The sequence below is a fragment of the Streptomyces roseoviridis genome (assembly GCF_039535235.1).
Lineage (GTDB): Bacteria > Actinomycetota > Actinomycetes > Streptomycetales > Streptomycetaceae > Streptomyces > Streptomyces roseoviridis.
Genome location: NZ_BAAAWU010000001.1, coordinates 198,971 through 219,165, shown reverse-complemented (window position 1 = coordinate 219,165; position 20,195 = coordinate 198,971). Strand labels below are relative to the sequence as shown.

General features: G+C 74.8%; 19 protein-coding genes and 1 pseudogene. 11 read left to right on the top strand and 9 right to left on the bottom strand.

All coding sequences use genetic code 11. The annotated features are described in order from the left end of the window. The first annotated feature begins 26 nt into the window (after positions 1 to 26). The 5 genes from ABD954_RS00990 (at position 27) to ABD954_RS00970 (ending at position 5,920) form a co-directional block, all read left to right on the top strand. Positions 27 to 1,343, top strand: coding sequence for a radical SAM protein (locus ABD954_RS00990; RefSeq protein WP_345483790.1), 1,317 nt, complete (start codon positions 27 to 29; stop codon positions 1,341 to 1,343). A 100-nt stretch (positions 1,344 to 1,443) separates the two neighbouring features. Further along, positions 1,444 to 3,138 (top strand): serine/threonine-protein kinase, encoded by a 1,695-nt coding sequence (locus ABD954_RS00985; protein WP_345483789.1) that lies wholly within the window; start codon positions 1,444 to 1,446, stop codon positions 3,136 to 3,138. An 81-nt stretch (positions 3,139 to 3,219) separates the two neighbouring features. Next, complete coding sequence (locus ABD954_RS00980; protein WP_345483788.1) at positions 3,220 to 4,212, top strand: adenosine kinase; 993 nt, start codon at positions 3,220 to 3,222, stop codon at positions 4,210 to 4,212. Beyond that, complete coding sequence (locus ABD954_RS00975) at positions 4,209 to 4,910, top strand: ribonuclease H family protein (RefSeq protein WP_345483787.1); 702 nt, start codon at positions 4,209 to 4,211, stop codon at positions 4,908 to 4,910. The genes ABD954_RS00980 and ABD954_RS00975 overlap by 4 nt, the downstream gene beginning before the upstream one ends. A gap of 257 nt (positions 4,911 to 5,167) precedes the next feature. Beyond that, positions 5,168 to 5,920, top strand: a complete 753-nt coding sequence (locus tag ABD954_RS00970; protein WP_345483786.1) for a GNAT family N-acetyltransferase — start codon at positions 5,168 to 5,170, stop codon at positions 5,918 to 5,920. 44 nt (positions 5,921 to 5,964) lie between these two features. Here the strand turns inward: ABD954_RS00970 and ABD954_RS00965 are convergent, their stop codons facing one another. The 4 genes from ABD954_RS00965 to ABD954_RS00950 all read right to left on the bottom strand — a co-directional run bounded on the left by ABD954_RS00965 (position 5,965) and on the right by ABD954_RS00950 (position 10,228). After that, positions 5,965 to 6,360 carry an STAS domain-containing protein gene (locus ABD954_RS00965; RefSeq protein WP_345483785.1) on the bottom strand — a complete coding sequence of 132 codons (396 nt, stop codon included), beginning with the start codon at positions 6,358 to 6,360 and terminating at the stop codon, positions 5,965 to 5,967. A gap of 190 nt (positions 6,361 to 6,550) precedes the next feature. Continuing rightward, on the bottom strand, positions 6,551 to 7,495 hold the full coding sequence (locus tag ABD954_RS00960) for a universal stress protein (RefSeq protein ID WP_345483784.1): 945 nt from the start codon (positions 7,493 to 7,495) through the stop codon (positions 6,551 to 6,553). A gap of 117 nt (positions 7,496 to 7,612) precedes the next feature. Beyond that, the gene (locus ABD954_RS00955) at positions 7,613 to 9,259 is read right to left on the bottom strand and encodes an FAD-dependent oxidoreductase (RefSeq protein ID WP_345483783.1); all 1,647 of its coding nucleotides are present in this window, start codon (positions 9,257 to 9,259) and stop codon (positions 7,613 to 7,615) included. Between the two features lie 54 nt (positions 9,260 to 9,313). Then, entirely contained in the window at positions 9,314 to 10,228 is a 915-nt protein-coding gene (locus ABD954_RS00950) for an AurF N-oxygenase family protein (protein WP_345483782.1), read from the bottom strand. Between the two features lie 157 nt (positions 10,229 to 10,385). On the opposite strand from ABD954_RS00950, the gene ABD954_RS00945 reads away from it, so the two are divergent. After that, a complete protein-coding gene (locus tag ABD954_RS00945; protein ID WP_345483781.1) occupies positions 10,386 to 10,772 on the top strand; it encodes a nuclear transport factor 2 family protein in 387 nt (128 codons plus the stop codon). A 318-nt stretch (positions 10,773 to 11,090) separates the two neighbouring features. Here the strand turns inward: ABD954_RS00945 and ABD954_RS00940 are convergent, their stop codons facing one another. From ABD954_RS00940 to ABD954_RS00925, 4 genes are all read right to left on the bottom strand, one after another. Continuing rightward, the gene (locus ABD954_RS00940) at positions 11,091 to 11,459 is read right to left on the bottom strand and encodes a DUF4180 domain-containing protein (protein ID WP_345483780.1); all 369 of its coding nucleotides are present in this window, start codon (positions 11,457 to 11,459) and stop codon (positions 11,091 to 11,093) included. After that, positions 11,456 to 11,935, bottom strand: a complete 480-nt coding sequence (locus ABD954_RS00935) for a helix-turn-helix domain-containing protein (RefSeq protein WP_345483779.1) — start codon at positions 11,933 to 11,935, stop codon at positions 11,456 to 11,458. Before ABD954_RS00935 ends, ABD954_RS00940 begins: the two co-directional genes overlap by 4 nt. Positions 11,936 to 12,085: 150 nt before the next feature. Then, complete coding sequence (locus ABD954_RS00930; RefSeq protein WP_345491864.1) at positions 12,086 to 13,993, bottom strand: serine/threonine-protein kinase; 1,908 nt, start codon at positions 13,991 to 13,993, stop codon at positions 12,086 to 12,088. 70 nt (positions 13,994 to 14,063) lie between these two features. Beyond that, positions 14,064 to 14,246: a hypothetical protein gene (locus ABD954_RS00925; protein WP_345483778.1), complete on the bottom strand. Its 183-nt coding sequence runs from the start codon at positions 14,244 to 14,246 to the stop codon at positions 14,064 to 14,066. A gap of 402 nt (positions 14,247 to 14,648) precedes the next feature. Between ABD954_RS00925 and rpmG the strand changes: the two genes are divergently transcribed. Further along, complete coding sequence (rpmG, locus tag ABD954_RS00920) at positions 14,649 to 14,813, top strand: 50S ribosomal protein L33 (protein ID WP_345483777.1); 165 nt, start codon at positions 14,649 to 14,651, stop codon at positions 14,811 to 14,813. 272 nt (positions 14,814 to 15,085) lie between these two features. Then, the gene (locus ABD954_RS00915; RefSeq protein WP_345483776.1) at positions 15,086 to 15,559 is read left to right on the top strand and encodes an SMI1/KNR4 family protein; all 474 of its coding nucleotides are present in this window, start codon (positions 15,086 to 15,088) and stop codon (positions 15,557 to 15,559) included. A gap of 48 nt (positions 15,560 to 15,607) precedes the next feature. On the opposite strand, the gene ABD954_RS00910 is transcribed toward ABD954_RS00915, so the two are convergent. After that, the gene (locus tag ABD954_RS00910) at positions 15,608 to 16,513 is read right to left on the bottom strand and encodes an arginase family protein (RefSeq protein WP_345483775.1); all 906 of its coding nucleotides are present in this window, start codon (positions 16,511 to 16,513) and stop codon (positions 15,608 to 15,610) included. Positions 16,514 to 16,629: 116 nt separating this feature from the next. Between ABD954_RS00910 and ABD954_RS00905 the strand changes: the two genes are divergently transcribed. The 3 genes and pseudogenes from ABD954_RS00905 to ABD954_RS00895 form a co-directional block, all read left to right on the top strand. Beyond that, complete coding sequence (locus ABD954_RS00905; RefSeq protein WP_345483774.1) at positions 16,630 to 17,565, top strand: LysR family transcriptional regulator; 936 nt, start codon at positions 16,630 to 16,632, stop codon at positions 17,563 to 17,565. A 478-nt stretch (positions 17,566 to 18,043) separates the two neighbouring features. Beyond that, complete coding sequence (locus ABD954_RS00900; protein WP_345483773.1) at positions 18,044 to 19,402, top strand: carbohydrate-binding protein; 1,359 nt, start codon at positions 18,044 to 18,046, stop codon at positions 19,400 to 19,402. 131 nt (positions 19,403 to 19,533) lie between these two features. Next, positions 19,534 to 20,160, top strand: a pseudogene (locus ABD954_RS00895) (discoidin domain-containing protein); the annotation flags it as partial. Positions 20,161 to 20,195 lie beyond the last annotated feature (35 nt).

Here is a 20,195-nt window from a genome sequence, read left to right as displayed (position 1 = left end):
GCACGACCGAGGAGATGTACTCGCGCATGATCCGCCGCACCGACGAGGTCGAAGACCTCATGCACCGCTTCCCCCACGTCCCGAAGGAGGCGGTGATCAAGGAGGACCTCCTGCGGGGCGGCATCGCGTTCGACGACTCGGCGCTCACCGAGTCCGGCGACGAGGCCTCCGGCGAGGTCAAGCCGAAGTCGTACTTCATCTTCTCCTTCGACCACCGCACCCTGCCGGAGCTCGGCCAGGCCGCCCTCCGCCGGCCGCCGGAGGAGATCGTCCTCACCGGCGGCCCCTACGAGCTGCGCCGCACCGTGGTGTCCGTCCGCGTGAACCCCGGCTCGCCGTACCGGGTCGCGGCGGGCGACGACGGCCTGCTCGGGCTCTACCTCGACGGGCGCCGCATCGCCGACGTCGGCCTGCCGCCGATGCCGGAGTACTACCGGCACACCCTCTCCAACGGAAAGTCGGTGATGGAGGTCGCCCCCACGATCCAGTGGGGCTACCTCGTCTATCTGACCGTCTTCCGCGTCTGCCAGTACTTCGGCGCCAAGGAGGAGTGCCAGTACTGCGACATCAACCACAACTGGCGCCAGCACAAGGCCGCCGGACGCCCCTACACCGGCGTGAAGCCGGTGGAGGAGGTGCTGGAGGCGCTGGAGATCATCGACAAGTACGACACCGCCGGCGCCTCGACCGCGTACACCCTCACCGGAGGCGCCGTCACCTCCCGTGTCGCCGGCAAGGACGAGGCCGACTTCTACGGCCAGTACGCCCAGGCCATCGAGGAGCGCTTCCCCGGCCGCTGGATCGGCAAGGTCGTCGCCCAGGCCCTGCCCAAGGCCGACGTCCAGCGCTTCAAGGACTACGGCATCCAGATCTACCACCCCAACTACGAGGTGTGGGACCGTCGGCTCTTCGAGCTGTACTGCCCGGGCAAGGAGCGCTACGTGGGCCGGGACGAGTGGCACCGGCGCATCCTCGACTCGGCGGAGGTCTTCGGCCCCCGCAACGTCATCCCCAACTTCGTGGCGGGCGTGGAGATGGCCGAGCCCTTCGGCTTCACCACGGTCGACGAGGCGATCGCCTCGACCACCGAGGGCCTGGAGTACTTCATGTCCCGAGGCATCACGCCACGCTTCACCACCTGGTGCCCCGAGCCCACCACTCCGCTCGGCAAGGCCAACCCGGCGGGCGCGCCGCTGGAGTACCACATCCGGCTCCTCGACGCCTACCGCGCGACCATGGAGTCCCACGGCCTGAGCTCGCCTCCCGGCTACGGACCGGCCGGCCCCGGCCGCGCGGTCTTCTCCGTCAGCTCCTTCATGGACAGCCTCCCGGGCGAGGACTGACGGCCACCCGCAGCCGCCGGGCGGACCCCGGGTGCGCCCGGCGGCTGCCGGGGGAGGGTGTCCGCCGGGGCTGTCACCGGCAGCGCCTACCATGCCGCCCATGAGTACGAGTGAGGGTGGCAGACCCCTGGTCGACGGCCGTTTCCGGCTGATCGCCCGGCTGGGCAGCGGCGGCATGGGCACGGTGTGGCGGGCGCGGGACGTGGCGCTCGACCGGGACGTCGCGCTCAAGGAGGTACGGCCGCCCGACCCGGCGGTCGAGGAGGCCGATCCCGGCTTCGCCGCGCAGCTGCGCGAGCGGGCCGTCCGCGAGGCCCGGGCGCTGGCCCGGCTGTCGCACCCGCACGTCGTGACCGTCCATCACATCGTCGAACCCGGTGACGGCTCGCACCCGTGGATCGTGATGGAACTCGTCGAGGGCCGCTCGCTGCACGACCGGATCGCCGGGGGCCCGATGCCGGTCGCCGAGGTCGTCACCCTCGGCCGCCAGGTGCTGTCCGCGCTGCGAGCCGCGCACGCCGCCGGCATCCAGCACCGGGACGTGAAGCCCGCCAACGTGCTGCTCCGCCCCGACGGCGGCGCCGTCCTCACGGACTTCGGCATCGCCGACTTCAGCGAGGCCACGCGGCTGACGTCCACCGGGGACCTGATCGGCTCGGCCGACTTCATCGCGCCCGAGCGGGTCCGCGGCGAGGAGGGCAACCCGGCCTCCGACCTGTGGTCGCTGGGCATGCTCCTCTACGTGGCGGCCGAGGGCCATCATCCGCTGCGGCGCGCCACCAGCCTGGCGACGGTGGTGGCCGTCCTCGACGACCCCATCCCCGCGCCGGTGCGGTCGGGGCCACTGGCACCCGTCCTCGCGCGCGTCCTGGTCCGCGACCCGGCCGCGCGGCCGGACGGGGCGCTGCTCGACCGGCTGCTCGCCGAGGCCGAGGCGCAGACCTCCGGCGCCGTCGGGGCCGTGCCGTCCCCGCCCCAGGCCGGCTTCGGCGCTCCGTACGCCCACCCCGCCTACGCGACCCCCGCCACCCCGCTCGCCTGGCAGGCGCAGCCGCAGGCCGTCCCGCCGGGTGCCACCGTCCCGCCGGGTGCCACCGTCGCCCGCCGGGGCCGGTCCGCCCGGCGGGCCGGGCCGGTGGCCGCGGCGGTGGCGCTCGCGGCGGTGGCCGTGGTCGGCGTCGTGAACCTGCTGCCCGGCGACGGCGGCGGTACGGAGAAGGAGACCGGCGCCCAGCGAAGCCCGGCCTCCTCGACGCCGAGCCGCGCACCGGGCGGCTCCACCGGCGACGGCTCGGCCGGGACCGGCAGCGGGGCCGGGAGCGGGACCGAGGCGGCCCGCGGCGATCTGCTGACCCCGGCTCATGTCCGGAGCGTGATCAGGGCCTTCGGCGAGGCCGCCGGCGGCCGTACGGCCATGGTGGAACTCACCGTGTACGAGGAGTACGCCCTCGCCTCCATCCCGACCGGGCCCGGCGCGAAGACCTACGACCGGTACGAGTACCGCAACGGCGTCGCACGCAACACCGGCCCCGGCGGCACCATCGGCGACGACCCGGACGAGCAGCCCTTCGACGCCGCGGCCCTGCCCTGGGACACCCTGCCGGGACTGATGGAGCGGGGCGCACGCGAGCTCAAGGTCGACAAGCCGACGATGCGTTACGTCATCGCCGAACGCTGGACCTTCAACCGGGACCGTCCCACCGTGCGCTTCTACCTCATCAACGCGTACAGCGCCGCCGGCTACCTGGCCGCCGACCAGAACGGCAAGGTCGTCGCCAGCCACCCGGCCTCCTGAGCCCGGGGGCGCCCCGAGCCGCTTGCTGCAAGTTCATGGAAGCCCTTGCAGGGAGTGGGGCGGCCGCTGTTGACTGCCCGTATGAGCAGCTCCCCTGACAGCGGCCCCGGGCCCGGGCCCGACATCGACGTCCTCGTCCTCGGCGGCGCCGGGGTCGACACCATCGTGTACGTGCCGGAACTGCCCCTGCCCTACGCCGACAGCCACATGATCCGGCCCGGCATCGAGACGCGGGCCGGGCAGACCGGGGACTTCGTCGCGCTCGGGCTGCACCGCCTGGGGCTGCGCACCCATCACCTCGACCTCGTCGGCGCCGACCCCGAGGGCGACCTCGTACGCGCCCTCCACCGCGACCAGGGCATCCCGCTCACCGAGGTGCGGCAGCCCGCCGGCACCAAGCGGGCCGTCAACCTCGTCGGCCCCGACGGGCGCCGGCTCTCCCTCTACGACGCCACCCGCGGCCACGACGACGACCGGCTGCCCCCGCACACCGTCAAGGCGCTCGCCGCCCGCAGCCGGCACGCCCACGTCTCCCTCACCCAGCCCTGCGCCCACACCCTCCCGCTGCTGCGCGAGGCGGGCGTGACGATCTCGACCGACCTGCACGACTGGGACGGCAGCGCCGCCTACCACCAGTCCTTCGCCTTCGCCGCCGACATCGTGTTCCTCTCCACCACGGCCCTCGACGACCCCGAACGCACCCTGCGGGAGATCGCCGTCCGCGGCCGCGCCTCCGTCGTCGTCGGCACCGCGGGCGCCGCCGGCGCCCTCCTGCTCACCGGCCCGGACGAGGACCTGCACCACGTCCCCGCCGTCACCCCGCCCGGCCCCGTCGTCGACAGCAACGGCGCCGGCGACGCCTTCGCCGCGGGTTTCCTGTACGCCTGGCTCGCCGGAGCGGACCCGGTCACGTGCGCCCTGCACGGCACGGTGGCCGGCGCCTTCGCCTGCACCGTGCCCGCCACCCGTACCGAGGCCATCGGCCGCGACGCCCTCCTCGCCGAGGTGGCACGGCTGGGCTCCCCGGACGGTGGTCCCCGGCCGGTTCCGGGGCATGTCAGGATCGAGGGATGACAGAGAAGATCATCGCGGCGTGTGACGGCGCCTCCAAGGGGAACCCCGGGCCCGCGGCCTGGGCGTGGGTCATCGGGACCGAGGGCGGCGAGGTCGCCCACTGGGAGGCCGGGCCGCTCGGCACCGCGACCAACAACGTGGCCGAACTCACCGCGCTCCTCAGGCTCCTGGAGCGCCTGGACCCCGCCGTCCCCGCCGAGGTGCGGATGGACTCGCAGTACGCGATGAAGGCGGTCACCACCTGGCTCCCGGGCTGGCGCCGCAAGGGCTGGAAGACCTCCGCGGGCACCCCCGTCGCCAACAAGGAACTGGTGGTGGCGATCGACGAACTGCTCGCCGACCGTCGCGTGGAGTTCGTCTACACGCCCGCCCACCAGGTCGACGGCGACCCGCTCAACGACGCCGCCGACCGGGCCGCCAGCCACAGCGCCCGCACCCAGGAGCCCGCCGGGTCCGCCGCCGGCTCACCGCTGCCGCCGCCCGAGCCCGGCTCCGTCCGCCCGGCGGCCAGGCGCACCTCCAGGGCCTCCGCCGGCGGCGCCCGGCCGAAGCGCGCGGGATCGGGTTCCTCCGGGCCCACCCTCAAGGCCCGCTTCCCCGGCAGGTGCCGCTGTGGACAGTCGTACGGCAAGGGCGAGACGATCATGAAGAACGCGGACGGCTGGGGGCATCCCACCTGCGCGGACGCCGCTTCCTAGGGCGTCGGCGGGACCTCGTCCGGTCGAACGCGGGATCGGGGTGAACCGGACATTCACCCAGCTGTGTGCGCGGGTTCGTGTGGGGTTCTGTTCTCCGAGCGCTCGGGGCTGCATACTGTTCCTCCTCGCACCGGTGACGAACCGTTTCAGTCGCCTGCCCTTCGGCGAAGTGGTCGGCATCGGGCGCGAACCTCACCCCTTCATCCCGCCGCGATCCGGCGTGCGATGACCCCTGCCCGTGAAAGACCCGAGGTTCCGTGCCAGTACCCGTAGTCCTTGCCGGGCGCACCGTGCGCCTGGAGCCGCTGGCCATGCGCCACGCCGAGGGCATCGCCTGGGCGGGCGCACTGGATCGTGCGTCCTACGCCTACACCGCCGTGCCCCACGGCCTTGACGCCTCCTGCGACTACATCGCCCGTGCCCTCGCCGAACAGGCGGCGGGCAAGGCGCTGCCCTTCGCCCTGGTGAACCCGCTGACCGACCGGGTCCTCGGGTCCACCCGCTTCCTGGAACTCGACTACTGGCGCGGGCCCCTGGTGTGGCCGCCGACCACCGGCGTGCCGCACGGGGACCCGCTCAGCGCCGTGCCCGACGCGGCCGAGATCGGGAACACCTGGATCTCGGCGGAGGCGCGCGGCACCGGCGTCAACACCGAGGCCAAGTACCTCATGCTGCGGCACGCCTTCGAGACCTGGGGCGTGCGCCGGATCTCGCTGCGCGCCGATGCCCGCAACACGCGCTCCCGGGTCGCGATCGAACGGCTCGGCGCCACCTGCGAAGGCGTCCGCCGGGCCCACTCGCGCGGCATGGACGGAGTGGTCCGCGACACCGCGTTCTACTCCATCCTCGACGAGGAGTGGTCGGCCGTGCGCGGCATCATCGAGCTGCGGCTGCCCGGCCTGCGTCCGCAGACCGGGCTCTCCGCCCCGCTGCCCTCCACGCTCCCGTCCGCCGGCTTCCCGGGCGAGACGCGCGAGCACGGGGGCGCGGGGGAGCTGCTTCCCGCCTGAGGCCGCCCGGCCCGCGCGGGGGCGGCCCGGCACGGCCCCGCCGGTCACACCGGCAGCCGTCCCGGCAGGCCCGCACGCGGAGCACCCGTCCCACCGCCCCCCGGCGGCGGGACGGGCGGCGACGGCCGCAGGACGTCGTCGAGCCCGGCGAGCCGCACCAGGCGCAGGATCATCGGCTGGTCGCACACCAGGCGCCAGGCCGCGCCCCGCTCCCGCACGCGCTGCGCGCAGCGCACCAGGAGCCCGAGCCCCGACGCGTCGCAGAACGTGACGTGGCGCAGGTCGACGGCGAGTGCGGCCGCCTCGCGGGCCAGCACGTCGATTTCGGGCCGGACGCGCTGCACCAGCACCAGGTCGAGCTCGCCGTACAGCTCGACCGTGGTCAGGCCCTCGCTCGACCGGACGGCAAGGTGCGGATCGCCGCGTCGGATCAGATGCATGGACACGCTCCACTGGATCGGTCCCCGTGCATCGAGGTTCGCGGTCGGTCGGGAGGAAGACACGTTTCTCCACATCCGCCATCACCCGAAGAGGTGAAGCGGGAGCATTTCCGCCCGCTCGTGCTCGGGCGCGGTCCCGGCTCGTACGACGGCGCACCGCCGGGCCCCGCTCCCGGTCCGCCCACGGTGCTCAGGACGTCCGGCCCGGCGGCACCACGGCGACCGGGCAGGCCGCGTGGTGCAGCACCGCGTGCGCGACCGATCCGACCAGCAGGGTCTCGACCCGGTGCCGGCGGTGCCGGCCCACGACCAGGAGGCCGGCGTCCCGGGAGTCCTCCACCAGCCGGCCGGCCGCGTCGGCGGGCGTGACGACCGGGACCACCTCCACCTCCGGGAACCGACCGGCGAAGGGACGAAGCCGCTCCTCCTGGCGGCGGGTCGTCGCCTCGACCAGCTCCGGCGTCTCGTCCGGCAGCGGGGGCGGGACCTGGAGGGCCGGTGCGGGCGCGCCGATCAGCAGGGCGGGCGAGGGCGGCACCGGATAGGCGGTCACCACCTCCAGGGGCACCCCGCGCAGCCGCGCGGCCCGGAAGGCGAAGTCGACCACCTCGTCCGAGGTCTCCTCGGGGTGCAGACCGAGCAGCACCCGGCCCGCCCCGGCCCCGCTCTCCAGGGACGCGGACCGCGCCTCGTGCGGCACGACGACCACCGGGCAGGGCGCCGAACCGGCCAGGGTGCGACCGGTCGAGCCGAGCAGCAGGCTGGCGAAGCCGCCCCGCCCCCGCGAGCCGACCACGAGCAGTCGCGCGTCGCGGGCCGCCTCGGCCAGCGCGTCCGCCACGGAGCCGTCGAGCGAGGCGTAGCGCACGTCCAGACCCTCGGCCGGCGGGCCGGCCTGCGCGGCGACGGCGACCAGGACGGTGTCGGGCAGGTCGGGCGCCGGGCCCAGGGAGTCGATCCGGGCGCTGCCGAGCTGGAGCGCCTCGGAGCGCACATGGGCGACGGTGAGCGGCGCCCGCAGGCTCCGCGCCGCGCGCAGGGCCCATTCCAGGGCCCGCAGACTGTGCTCGGAACCGTCGACGCCCACCACCACGGCTGATCCCTCGCGTGACTTCTCGTGTGCTTGCTCGCTCATGCTTGGCACTCATATCGGGACCTCCCGGTCCTTCTCGGATGCCACGCCGCGGGTACGAGCGAGAGGAGGCGGTGGACGGGGCACGGGGACGGGCCCCGCACCCCCCTACCCTCCGGCTCAGCGCAGCAGCCGCCGGCGTGCGCGGGCGGCGGCGACCAGTTCCGGCACCGTCCCCAGCTTCACCCGGGGCCGGCCCGCCTCCTCGCCCCTGGCCCGTTCCGCCCGCTCGATGGCCGCGAGGCCCCGCGCGTCGACCACGTGCCGGGCGCGACCGCGGGCGAGCCGGTCGAAGGCGCGCGCGGTGCCCGTGGGCGCCGGCAGGGCGCCGTCGACGGCGTCCGCCAGGAGCGTGCCGACGGTCTCGGCGGCGCAGGTGCGGTTGGCTCCGATGCCGCCCGAGGGGCCGCGTTTGATCCAGCCGACGACATAGCTGCCGGGCCGTCCCTCGACCCGCCCGCCGCGGTGCGGCACCGTCCCGGTCTCCTCGTCGAACGGCAGCCCCGCGACCGGCAGCCCGCGGTAGCCGACCGCCCGCAGCACCACTCCCGCCGGGATCCCGACCGGACCGGCGCCGCCCGTCACGCGCACCGCGCCGCCGAGGACCTCCTCGGGCGCGGAGTGGAACCGGAAGACGATCCGCCGCTCCGGCCCCCGCGGCACGGGCGCGGACCAGTCCACGCGCTCGTACACCGCGTCCCGCAGGAGCGCCGCCTTCTCGTGCGGCGCCGCGTCGGCCACGGCCGCCCGGATCCGGGGGTCGTGGTCGTCGACGACCAGGCGCACGCCCGGCAGCCGCCCGAGGGCGAGGAGTTCGGGCGCGGTGCAGGAGACGTCCTCGGGGCCCCGCCGCGCGAGCAGCACCACCTCGCGCACGGCGGAGGCCCGCAGCGCGGCGAGCGCGTGGTCCGCGATGTCCGTCGCCGCCAGCGCCTCGGGGTCGGCGACCAGGATGCGGGCGACGTCCAGGGCGACGTTGCCGCTGCCGACCACCACGACCCGTTCGGTGCCCGACAGGTCGATCGCGTCGGGCGCGACCTCGGGGTGGGCGTTGTACCAGGCGACGAACCGGGTGGCCGAGACGCTTCCCGGCAGGTCCTCGCCCGGGATGCCGAGGCGCCGGTCGGCCGCTGCCCCGACCGCGTACACGACGGCGTGGTGGTGCGCGGCCAGTTCCTCCGCCGTGACGTCCGTGCCGACGTCGACGCCGAGGTACATCCGTACCCGCGGGTGCGTGTGGAAGCGGGCGAAGGTGTCGCCGATCCGCTTCGTCGCGGGGTGGTCCGGCGCCACCCCGTACCGCACGAGGCCGCCGGCCACCGGCAGCCGGTCGACCAGGGTCACCTCGGCGTTGGTGTGCAGCAGCAGGTCCTCGGCCGCGTACATGCCGGCGGGGCCGGTGCCGACGACGGCGACCCGCAGCGGTGCGAAGTCGGCGGGCAGGGTGCGCGGGAAGGAGGGTGCGCCCCAGGCGTGGAAGACGGGCCCGCCCTCGGGCGCGGGGCGCGGCGCCCGCTGCTCGTAGAAGGCGGCGTTGACCGCGGCGTACTCCTCCTGCCCGGCGGCGAGCGAGTCCGCCGGGAAGATCGCGTCGACCGGGCAGGCGTCGGCGCAGGCGCCGCAGTCGATGCAGGCCCGGGGGTCGATGTACAGCATCTCGGTGCGGCCGAAGTCCGGCTCGTCGGGCGTCGGGTGGATGCAGTTGACCGGGCAGACGGCCACACAGGTGGCGTCGTTGCAGCAGGTCTGGGTGATGGCGTAGGTCATGTCGTCGTCAGCTCGCGGGGCTCCGGGGCGGGCGGTTCGGGCGGGGTCTGCGGCTCAGATGAGGTGGGCGCGCCGGTAGACGGCGACGGCGGGGCGGGTGAGCAGCCGGGCCGAGGCCAGGAACTCCATCAGGCCCGAACAGCTCGACCGCATCAGGGCCTTGTGGTGCTCGTTGGCCTTGGCCTCGGCGAGCGCCCGCTCCACGTCGAGCCCGGCGTTCGCGTACACCTCGCGGTTGACCATGCTGGTGACGATGAAGTACGAGGCGATGGAGACCACCAGCGCCTGGAGGTGGCGGCGCAGCGGGCCCGCCTTGCGCAGCCGGGCGCGGGTCTCCTCGCGCGCGAACTTCATGTGCCGCGACTCCTCGACGACATGGATGTTGTTGATGGTCCGCACGAAGGGGACGACCCGCTCGTCACGCATCCAGTCGCGCTGCATGACGTCGAGGACCTCCTCGGCGACGAGGATGGAGGCGTACGCGGCCTCGCCGACGGCCAGCGTCTTGAAGGCGCGCCCCAGTTCGAGGACGAACCGCGGCGGGCGGTAGGCGGGGGCGCCGAGCTTGGCCGCGCCGCGGCCGAACATGATCGAGTGCCGGCACTCGTCGGCGATCTCGGTCAGGGCCCACTGGAAGCGCGGGTCGGTCGGGTCCTTGGCGTACATGTCCCGGAGCACCATCTGCTGCAGGATCATCTCGAACCAGATGCCGGTGCTGGCCACCGACGCCGACTCCTGCCGGGTCAGCTCCTTGCGCTGGGCCTCGGTCAGCTCCTGCCAGTAGCGGGTGCCGTAGAGGGTGCTCCACTCGGGGCTCATCCCGTGGAAGTCCTCGTCGAGCGGGGTCTCCCAGTCCACCTCGGTGGCGGGGTCGTAGGAGAGCTTGGCGGAGGATTCGAGCAGCCGGCGGGCCGCGTCGCGCTCGGGCTGCAGGGCCTGGTCCGCCGGCCGGACGGTGCTGCTTTCCATGGTGCGGCTCCTCGATGACCTCGGGGCGGGAACGGACGCTTGTTAGACACGTTGTCTAGCAAGCTGTTGGACGGAAGGTATAGCAAGACCGGCCGTCCGCCTACCCGTCGGTACCGAATTCCTTGCTCCGGATCGCCGGCCGCGAGAGGATGCGCCCATGATCGACAGCAGTGAGAGCGCCGCGGTCGCCGCCGCCATCGAGGGCGAACTGCGCCTGCTCGACCCCGCGGTCCGGACCGACGCGGCCGAGGCCCGCCGCCTCCACGACCCCGAGTTCACCGAGGTCGGCGCCTCGGGACGGCACTGGACGTACGAGGAGATGCTCGCCGCCCTCCCCGGGCTCGACGGCGGCGCGGCGGACGGTCCGCGCTTCGAGGTGTCCGGCATGCGCGGCGTGCTCCTCGCCCCCGGCCTCGTCCACCTGACGTTCGAGACCCTCTTCGACGGCCGCAGGGCGCGCCGCAGTTCGATCTGGCGCAAGGGCGAGGGCGAGACCGGCTGGCGCCTCTACTACCACCAGGGAACACCCGTCCCCGAGGGATGACCCGTCCCTGAGGGATGACCCGTCCCTGAGGGATGACCCGTCCCCGAGGGACGAGAGCCCGTGTTCCCATGGGGCGTTGAGCGCGGGAGAGTCGACGGCGTGGAGAACCCGGGCGGCCGGCTCGCCGCCGACGTCTCCCGGGTGTGCCTGAACGTGCTTAGGTCCCGCGACGGCCGCCGCCGGGACTCCCTCGACGGCCGGTCGTGCGAACGGGACGCGACCCGGAGGAGCAAGCCGTCACGGCCGACTCCGTCGGCGTGGCCCTGCTCTGCCCCGGCGCCGTGCGGCTTGGCGCGACGGAACTCCGGGGACCCGCCTTCAGTCCGCCGGAGTGAACCGTGCCGCGAGGGCCTCGGCATCCGGGACGAACCAGATCTGCCCGCCCCTGTTGCACTCGCGGACGAAGTCCCGCAGCGCGGAACTCCCCTCCAGGTGGGCGGAGATGTCGCCCAGGACGACGAGTCCCATCCGGTACTGGGCGAACTTCTGCACGATGTCCCCGGCCACCCGCGTGCTCAGCCGGAAGAAGTCCTCGGTGAACCGCTCGACCGGCACCGCCACCCAGGCCGCCCCGCTGTACGAGCCCTCGCCGATTAGGTCGGTCGCGTCCCGCTCGCCGAGCAGCGCGGGCCCGTCCGGCGGGCAGACCAGGACGGACGTGCCGTGGATGTCCCGCAGTGTGTTCACCGTGCGTCTCCGATCAGTGCGTCGATCACCTTGAGCAGACCGGCGGTGGTGGCGAGGTCGCCGAGGACGACGAACTTGAGGGACGCGCGCTCCTCGTCGAAGACGGTCTCGACCCGCAGCCGGCACCGGTCCGCGTCCGCGCCGCCCGCGCGTCCGTGCCGCCCCAGCGCGGTGGCCATGACGGCGTTCGCCAGCCGGTCGGCCGTCCGCCGGTCCACCCCGTCGACCTGCACGATGCTCGACACGTCCGCGTGCGGCGCCGGGGGAGCGGGGGCGGCCGGGGCGCCCTCGGAGGCGGACGCCGCCGGTGTCGGGCCGGGCGAGCCCGTGAAGGCGTCCAGGTCCTCCTGGCGGATCCGGTACTGCCGCCCGACCCGCGTGGCCGGCAGCCGCCCGTCGCGGACGTAGCCGCGGACCGTCTTGACGTGCAGGCCGAGCAGATCCGCGACCTGCTCGACCGTGTGGAACCGCCCCATCACTTCCTCGTCCCCGCTCTTGTTTCCGCTGTCGCTCCCTAGTGTACGCGGATGACGGGGTCGAAAGGGAAGTTGAGGGAAGCTCGGAGGAATCCGGGGAAGGTCGGGGAACGTCGGGGGAGGCGGGGGAGTGTGGGGGAGTGCGGGTGGTCAGGCCGCCCCGTTGCGCCAGACCGTCAGGTCCAGCGTCATGTACGTGCTCGGCGAGCCCTCCGGCGAGAAGCCCTTGACGGTGACGAGACCCATGTGGCCCGACCCCGTGGTCACGCACACCTGCCGGCCTTTGGACAGCTTGTTCACGTAGACCTCCTTGGTGAAGCGGGTCTCGGCACGGCAGGTGGCGAGCGAGCCCTCCTGCCCGGGGTCCAGGAGCACCAGGTTGCCGCCGGTGGTCTCCGCGTCCAGGTACCCGCCGGTGTCATAGGAGAGCTCGTAACCGCCGTCCTCGCCGTCCTGGGGCCGTACGACCTCGTCGCCCAGCGTCAGGTGGTAGCCGGCCGTCAGGTCGATGTCCTGGAACACGGCGGGCTTCGGCCCGGTCCGGGCGGACGGCTTCCCGGCCGCCGTCGCCCCGGCCGAGCCTCCCGACGCACCGGCCGACGATCCGCCCGAGTCCTTCTGCCCGCCCGGATCGCCGTCGGCGCCCGCCGTGGTCTGCTGCTCCTTGTCCTTGAGCAGGACGTACGCGGTGCCGGCGCCGCCCAGGCCGAAGACCAGCGCGGCGGCGAGTACGGCGAGCAGCGTCCGCTTGCCCGAGCCGGCGGACGGCGCTCCCCGGCCGGGCGCGGCCGCCGGGAACGCCGTCCCGGGGAACGGCCCCGAAGCCCCGTACGGATTCGGGTGCGCCGGACCGGCGGGCGAGCCGGCTGCCGGGACCGGCCCCTGCGTCGGCGCGTAGGCGTGGCCGGGAGCCGGGGGGTGGCCGTGGAGGCCCTGCGGGTGGGTGGGCGCCTGGCCGTGCCCGTACGCGTGCGGCGCGTGCGGCGCGTGCGGAGCCCCCGGCGGGACGGGCGCAGGGTGCGACGGAGCCGTCGGGGGAGGGGTGGCGGGGGACGGCGGGGCCGAGGCGGGCGCGGTCGGGGTGTGGCCCACCGAGGGGGCCGTCGCGGGCGGCGGCGGTGTCTGCGCCGGGGCGGGCGTCGCCGCCCGTGCCGTGATGTCGGCGGAGACCGCCCCGGGCAGCCAGTCCTCGGGCCGCCGCAGCACCGTCGCCGCGTTGGCCGCCTGGCAGAGCCGGATGACCTCGGGGACGGACGGCCGTGCCTCGGGGTCCTTCGTCAGACAGCGGGAGACCAGCTCCGTGAGCCGCTCCGGGACGCCGCTGAGGTCCGGCTCCTCGTGCACGATCCGGTACAGCACGCCGTGCGAGGTGCCCTCGCCGAAGGCCGGCAGGCCCGTCGCCGCGTACACCGCGACCTGACCGAGCGCGAAGATGTCCGTGGCCGGCGTCACCCGCCGCCCCGCCGCCTGCTCGGGCGCCATGAAGGAAGGCGTGCCGATGGTGACGCCGCTGCCCGTGAGCGAGGTGGCGTCGGCGGCGTGCGCGATCCCGAAGTCGATCACCCGGGGGCCGTCCGCGGCGAGCAGCACGTTCGACGGCTTGAGGTCCCGGTGCACGAGCCCCGCCCCGTGGATGACGTGCAGGGCCTCGGCCATCCCGGCGACCAGCAGCAGCACCGTCTCCACCGGCAGCGCCCCGTGCGTCACGACGGCGTCGGCGAGCGAGGGGCCCGGCACGTAGGCGGTGGCCAGCCACGGCTGCGCGCCCTCGGCGTCGGCGTCGATGACGGGCGCGGTGTACAGGCCCTGCACGCGCTGCGCCGAGCGGACCTCCTGGGCGAACCGGCGCCGGAACTCGGCGTCCTCGCCGAACTCGGGCCGGATCACCTTGACCGCGACCGGACGGCCGCCGGGCGTGTACGACAGGTACACCTTTCCCATGCCGCCGGCTCCGAGGCGGGCGGCCAGCCGGTAACCGGCGACCGTCCTCGGATCGTCGGCGGCGAGCGGCTGGAACACCGCGGAGGCACCGGCTCGGCCCGGCTGCTGACCACTGATCAATTGTCTTCTCCCCGTGCACGACGCGACGATCCCGTCGCCCGCCCGGCACCCTACCGGCTGATGGAGGTCAGCAGGTCCGGGGCGCCGGGCGGCCGAGGCAGCGCAGGGCGAGACCGAGGGACGGCTTGAGCTCGCCGTCCACGTCGGTGAGGTCGCAGACCTCCAGCCAGGACAGATGACCGCGCCGGGCGAAGAGGACGAGGTCACCCAGGAGCGTCCCGTCCTCCGCCTGGAAGATCCGCGATGCCACCGACCCCGTACCGGGGCCGTCGGGGCGGCGGGGACGGTCGCCGTGTCGATGGAGAAGTCGGTGGTGCCGCAGCCGCAGGAGCACCGCCCGGCCGTCCTCAGGTGCGGGACCTGGCGGCGCAGTTCGGCGTGCACGGGGTCGTCCGGGTCCAGCAGGAGATCGAGGGCGGCCGCCACGTCGGAAGGCAGGGCGTCGTTCATCCCGCCACCGTAGAGGCCCGCGTCCAGGCCCTCGGGCACCGGCCGGGACCTGCACGGGCGCTGCGGGGGAGGGGGCCTGGAGGGGCGCCGCCGGGAAGGGAATGCGCCGGCCGGGACCGGTGTTGCACCCGACGAGGCTGACATGCCCGAATCAACCGAACGGTCGACCGACCCGACGGCGGGCGCAGCCGGAAGGAGCACCATGCCACGCACCACCCACCGCCCCGTGATCACCCTCCGGTCCACGGCGGGCACCGGTGTCACCTACGTGACCCGCAAGAACCGCCGGAACGACCCCGACCGTCTGGTCCTGCGCAAGTACGACCCCGTCGCCGGCGCCCACGTGGAGTTCCGCGAGACGCGCTGACCAGCACGCCAAGGGCGCCGGAACCCGCACGCGGACCGGCGCCCCGGTCACCCCGTCCCGCCGCACGGCGCCCACGTCCCCGACGGCTTGCCCCCTTCCGCTCCCGAGGCCCTGAGCGTCATACGCGACCGGTCTGAGAATCTGAGCGGGTGGACGACCTCATCGGGACTCAGGCACCGCCCTTCCGACTGACCGGAGCTGCTGATGCGGTCGCATGTCTGGAGCGGGCCGTACCCGGGCTTGCTGCGCATCGGCTGCCTGCTTCGGCCGGCGTGGACTGGGGTCTGGTGGAGGCGGAGCTGGGACTGGCCCTCCCTGCGGACTTCACACTGCTGTGCACCCTCTACCCGACGTTCGACCTGGGCGACTTTCTCCGGGTTGCCGCGCCGGTTCCCGGTCAGGAGCAGGCGTGGGTGCAAGGAGTGCGGGACGATCTGGACATCGTCGCCGAGTGGTGCGAGGACGCGGAGCTCGTCGTCCCGCTGCGCCCGTATCCCGCACCAGGGGGTGTGCTCCCCTGGGCGACCTCTCTTCAGGGCGACTTCTTCCTGTGGTCGACCAGTCCGGCCGGACCCGGGGAATGGACGGTCACCGTCGCCTCCCGCAGCGGTGGATGGTGGCACTACAGCGGCGGTGCGGTCCAGTTCCTCGCCGACCTGGTCACGGGCGCAGTGGAGCCCTGGGGGCTGCCTTCGGTCCCTGCACAGGTCACCTGGGTACTCGGCCGAGACGCCGACAGCCGATGAGGGCGGCCATGCCGACGAAGCCGAGGTAGTGAGCGGACCGGAGGAGGCTCAGCTCTCCCCGAAGGACGCCACGACGAGATCGGTGAGGAGCGCGCCGGCGGTGCCGTCGGGGTCGAGATCCGGGTCGTAGATCGTGACGTCGAGCCCGACGCAGCGCGGGGAGCGCACCAGCGGCCGCAGCAGGGCGAGGAGTTCGTCCGGCAGCAGGCCGTCCGGGTCGGGGCTGTCCACGGCCGGCATCACCGTCGGATCCAGGACGTCCGCGTCCAGGTGCACCCAGAAGCCGTCCAGGGCCGGTGTCTCCAGACTGAGGGCGGTCGCGGCCCCCAGGTCGGCGGGGCCCCACTCCCGCAGCTCGGACACCGTGGCGACGGGCACCTTCAGCGCCCGCAGCTCCACGAGCTCGGGGTCGTCAAGGAAGGCGTCGCGCGTGCCGAGGAGCCGGACGTCCTCGTCCCGCAGGTAGGGGCGCCGTCCCTCCAGATCGGTCAGGTCGGCCTGGCCGCGGCCGGTCGCCAGGGCGAGCTCCTCGCCCGCGGCCGCGCCGACCCGGTCCGAGTTGCCCGGATGGCGGAAGTCCGGGGACGCGTCGACGGAGGCCAGGCCGTACCGGCCGAGCCGGCGCAGCGCGAGGGCGGCGCCCAGCTGCACCGAACAGTCGCCGCCGAGGACGAGCGCGAAGTCCCCGGCGGCCACGTGGCGTTCGACGCGGTCGGCGAGCCGGACGGTGTACCGGGCGAGGGCCGCCGCGTGGAAGACCCCGTCGCCCTCCCGCCAGTCGCCCAGGTCGTAGCGGGGCGGTACCACGACCCCGCCCTCGGACGTCCCCAGTCTCCGCACGATCCCGTTCTCGCGGAGCGCCCCCGCCAGTTTGTGGCAGCCGGGCACGGTGCCGGGGGCCGGCGGCCGCAGCCCGAGGTTGGACGGGGCGTCGACGATCACGATGTTCCGCATGCGGGTCATCCTGGCCGTCCCCCGGAGCCGGCCGCAACGGACCCGCCCGCGCCCCGGCGGTCTCCGGCCCCGTCGTTGGTCTGGACCTTCGCGGTCCAGGGCGGCAAGCTCTCGGCATGGACTTGGAGTTGCGGCACCTGAAGACGATCCGGGCCATCGCCGACGCCGGCAGCCTCACCCGGGCCGCCACCGCCCTCGGCCTGGCCCAGCCCGCCCTCAGCGCCCAGCTCAAACGCATCGAACGGGCCCTGGGCGGAACGCTGTTCGAGCGCGGCCGGGACGGAGTGCGGGCCACCCCGCTCGGCGACCTCGTCCTCGACCGCGCCCGGGTCGTGCTCCCCGCCGTCTGCGAGCTCCAGGAGGAGGCCGTGCGCTTCGCCCGCGAGGGCGCGAGGGGGCACCGCCTCGGCGGCACCCACGGACCACTGCTCGGCGGCCTCGTCGACCGGCTCGCCCGCACCGGCGAGGGCGCGCCCGTCACCACGTACACCTCCTGGTCCGAGCGGGAGATCGCCGGCGGGGTCGTCGCCGGCCGGCTGGACTTCGCGCTGGTCGGGGTCTGCGGCGAGAGCAGCCCGCCCGAAGCCGGACGGCTCGCCTGGACCGAGGTCGCCCGCGACCCGGTGTACGTGATGCTCGCCGCCTCCCATCCGCTCGCCTCCCGGACCGAGATCGCACTCGCCGAACTCGCCACGGAGGCGTGGACCGACGTCCCCGGCGACGGCTGCTTCGGCGACTGCTTCGCCGCCGCGTGCGTGCGCGCCGGGTTCACCCCCGCCTGCGTGTACGAGACGGACACCGCCTCGTGCGTCCACCTGGTCCAGGTGGGCCGGGCGGTCGGCCTGTGCCGGGCCACCTTCCCCGCGACGCCGGGCCTGGTCACCCGCCCGCTGGCCGGCGCCCCGCTGATCTGGCGCCACCTCCTCGGCTGGCACCCGGAGGGCCGCGCGGCGAACCGCGCTTCCGCCGTCCTCGGCCACGCCCGCGCCGCCCACGCCGAGGCCCTGTCCCGCAGCGCGGCCCACGCCCCGGCACCCTCCGCCGGCCCGTGACGGGCCCTGGCCGCCCCGGCGGGGGGACCACTGCGGGGGCGGCTCCCCGGGCGAGGAGGACGCGGAGCGGGGGCGGCCCCCCGGGCGGAGGAGGACCGGACGGCTCCTCGGGCGAGGAGGACGCGGGCGGCCCCCCGGGCGGAGGAGGAGCGGGACGGCTCCTCGGGCGGAGAGGGCCCCTCGGGTGCGCGGAAGGAGAGGGGCCCCTCGGGTGCGCGGACGGAGACACCCCTCGGGTGCGCGATCCACGGCGGCGCGCGGTGCTCGTGGCGGCGCCGGGCCGGCCGCCGCTGCCCCCGCGGCCTCCGTCGGTCGGTGCGGCACGGGCCTGGTCGCCCCCACCGGGTCGGAGACCTCGGCCGGGCCGCACACCGCACCGCCCATAACGCGAGGCAGAGGGCCGACTGACAACTCCCCCCGGACACGCCCCCGTTCCTACGGTGCCGTCAGTTCCCCCACCACACCGAGGAGACCTCCCATGCTCCGACGACCCGCCCGCGCGGCCTGGACCGCGCTGGTCGCCGCCGGGCTGGCACTGGCCGGCCTTCAGGCCGGTTCCGCCACCGCGGCACCCCAGCCGGCCCCGCCCGCGTCCGCCGCCGCGACCCTCCGGACGGACGCCGCCCCGCCCGAGCTGCTCCGGGCCATGGAGCGGGACCTGGGCCTGACCCGTCCCCAGGCGCTCAGCCGCCTCGCCCACGAGGCCGAGGCCGGCGCGACGGCCGCGCGCCTCCGCCAGGCGCTCGGCGGCGCGTTCGCCGGCGCCTGGGTCGACGGGCCCGAGGCCGCCACGCTCACCGTGGCCACCACCCGGGCCGCCGACACGGCGGCGATACGGGCCACCGGCGCCCGCGCCGTGGTCGTGACGCACGGTCTGACCGCCCTGGAGCAGGCCCGGAACACCCTCGACCGCACCGCCGGAGCCGACACCCCCGTCCGCTACGTCGACGTCCGTGCCAACCGGATCGTCGTCGAGGAGGCCCGCCCGGGCGCCGGGGCCCGGCTGCTCGCCGCCACGGGCGTGCCCCGCGAGCTGGTGCGCGTCGTCCCCACCACCGAGGCGCCCCGCCCGCTCTACGACATCCGGGGCGGCGACGCCTACTACATGGGCGGCGGCGGCCGGTGTTCGGTCGGCTTCGCGATCACCCGCGGCACCACCCAGGGCTTCGCGACCGCCGGTCACTGCGGCCGCGCCGGCACGGCCACCAGCGGCTACAACCAGGCCGCCCAGGGCAGCTTCCAGGCCTCCGTCTTCCCCGGCAACGACATGGCCTGGGTGGCCACCAACACCAACTGGACCGCCACGCCGTACGTCAAGGGCGCCGGCGGCGCGAACGTCCAGGTGACGGGCTCGGTCCTGCAGCCCGTGGGCGCCTCCGTGTGCCGCTCCGGCTCCACCACGGGATGGCACTGCGGAACCATCCAGCAGCACAACACCAGCGTCACCTACCCCGAGGGCACCATCTCGGGCGTGACCCGTACGACGGTGTGCGCCGAGCCGGGCGACTCCGGTGGCTCCTACATCTCCGGCAGCCAGGCGCAGGGCGTCACCTCGGGCGGCTCCGGCAACTGCTCCAGCGGCGGCACGACCTTCTTCCAGCCGCTCAACCCGATCCTCCAGAACTACGGGCTGACGCTGCGCACCACCGGTTCCGACCCGGGCCCCGGCCCCGGTCCGGGCGAGCCGGAGCCGGGCGGCACCTGGAAGGCCGGCACGGTGTACAAGGCCGGTGACGTCGTCACGTACGGCGGCGCGAGCTACCGCTGCCTCCAGGGCCACCAGGCCCAGGCCGGCTGGGAACCGCCGAACGTCCCGGCGCTCTGGCAGCGCGCCTGACCGCCCCTCGGCCGCCCCGGGACCACTTCGGCCCGGGGCGGCCGCGCGTGTGCACCCGACTCGGGACGGCTGCGCGTGCGCGCCCGACTCGGGGCGCCGCGCGTGTGCACCCGGCCCGGGGCCGGGCACGTATGCGACGTGCTCTGTCCCGTCCCCAGGTCAAGGCGGTTCCGGGGCGTTGCGGCGGCTCCCTGCCGGCCGCGGTATCCGACGTCCCGTCAACTTCCCCGTCCGGCCGCGCCCTTGCGCCGCTCCGGAGCGCCCCCTACTGTCAGCCGGAGAGAAAGTTAGGAAGCTTTCCTATTAGTCTCTTCGAGAAGTGGAGTGACATGCCCGCCACCCTCACCGCGCGCCGGCGCCGCCGCACCGCCGCGCTCGTCGCCGCCGCCGCGACCGCCGGGACGCTGCTCCCCGCGGCGGTCGTCTCCGCGACCGCCACCGCCGCGGCCGGCAACCTCGCCCAGGGCCGCCCCGTCACGACCTCCTCCACGGAGAACAGCACCCTCACCGGCACCAAGGCCGTCGACGGCTCCGCCTCCACCCGCTGGGCGAGCGCCGAAGGCGTCGACAACCAGTGGATCAGGATCGACCTCGGCGCGGGCACCGCCGTCAAACGGGTCGTCCTGACGTGGGAGGCCGCCTATGCCAAGGCGTACCGCGTCGAGCTCTCCGACGACGGCTCGACCTGGCGTCCGATCCACTCCACCACGGCGGGCGACGGCGGCACCGACGACCTCACGGTCAACGGCACCGGCCGCTACCTGCGCGTCTTCGGCACCCAGCGCGGCACGCC